1 protein-coding gene is annotated in these 1,130 nt (G+C 41.6%); it reads left to right on the top strand.

Features of this window, described 5'->3' with window-relative positions; genetic code table 11:
- The first annotated feature begins 254 nt into the window (after nucleotides 1-254).
- Entirely contained in the window at nucleotides 255-1,118 is an 864-nt protein-coding gene (locus F6K53_RS44495; protein WP_075902625.1) for a M48 family metallopeptidase, read from the top strand.
- Nucleotides 1,119-1,130: the final 12 nt, after the last annotated feature.

Genomic DNA, 1,130 nt, shown 5'->3' on the forward strand with positions numbered 1-1,130 from the left:
TCAGGATATAGAATGGAAGAAAAAAATTGATAAATTTATTACTAACTTAAGGTGGGAGATAATTTTGGAAAAATCCTTGGGTGTTGAATCTATTTATTACCAAGGTCTACGACAAGCTGCTTATGAAAAATGTGCTAACTAAATCCCTGAAAGCTGACTGCTGAAAGCTGACTGCTGAAAGCTGACTGCTGAAAGCTGAATAATGAATACTTACAACCCTATGATTATTCAAATAGACGCTTAAATAGACGACTATGTTAAACCCATTCTTTTGGATTAAGCGTGCTTCCCATCGTCGATGGTTTTACCTGCTGATTCTGGTAGTTGTGGCACTGGCTCTAGGGGTAGGGTTACCCCATACCTCATCAGCATTTGATTTATGTGGGTTGTTGGATGGTGATGCAGGAATTGAGATAATTCAGTTAATCACCATTTCTGATCAACAAGAAGTAGAGCTGGGTAAGTGTTTGAATCAACAAGAAGTTGCTCAAGGGCTGGAGATTTACAGCGGACGCAAAATCACTGAATACGTCCAAGACATTGGTAAGAGATTAATCCCCTATAGCGATCGCCCCAATTTTCCCTATACCTTTCAAGTAGTCAGGAACAACGATATAAATGCCTTTGCCTTGGTGGGTGGCTTTGTTTATGTTCATACTGGCTTGCTGAAAGGGGTAGAAAATGAAGCTGAGTTAGCTGCAGTGATAGCTCACGAAATTGCTCACATTACTAGCAAACACAGCATAGAGAAACTGCGCCAGATTATCAAAGACAAGAACCTTGAGGTAAATAGTGAAGTCGAGTATGGGACAATTATAAATCTTCTTGAGGATATCGCCTTCTCTCTTCCCCGAGGAAGGCAGCAGGAATATGAAGCGGATCGCAAGGGATTAGAAATGTTGCACGGTGCTGGCTACGCTCCCTCAGGCATGACTGGATTTCTCGAAAAATTAACCAAAGGCAATACACCGGCAATGCTAAGAACCCACCCAGAACCAGCAAAACGCCTTGATACTCTCAACGAAATAATCAACAAAAAAGGTTGGGATCCCAATGATGGTGATGGCTTAGACAGTGATGCTTACAAACAGAGAATCCAATCTCTAGCAATCGAGTAGGTGAGCTAGCTA

The sequence above is a fragment of the Moorena sp. SIO4A1 genome (assembly GCF_010672065.1).
Taxonomy (GTDB): domain Bacteria; phylum Cyanobacteriota; class Cyanobacteriia; order Cyanobacteriales; family Coleofasciculaceae; genus Moorena.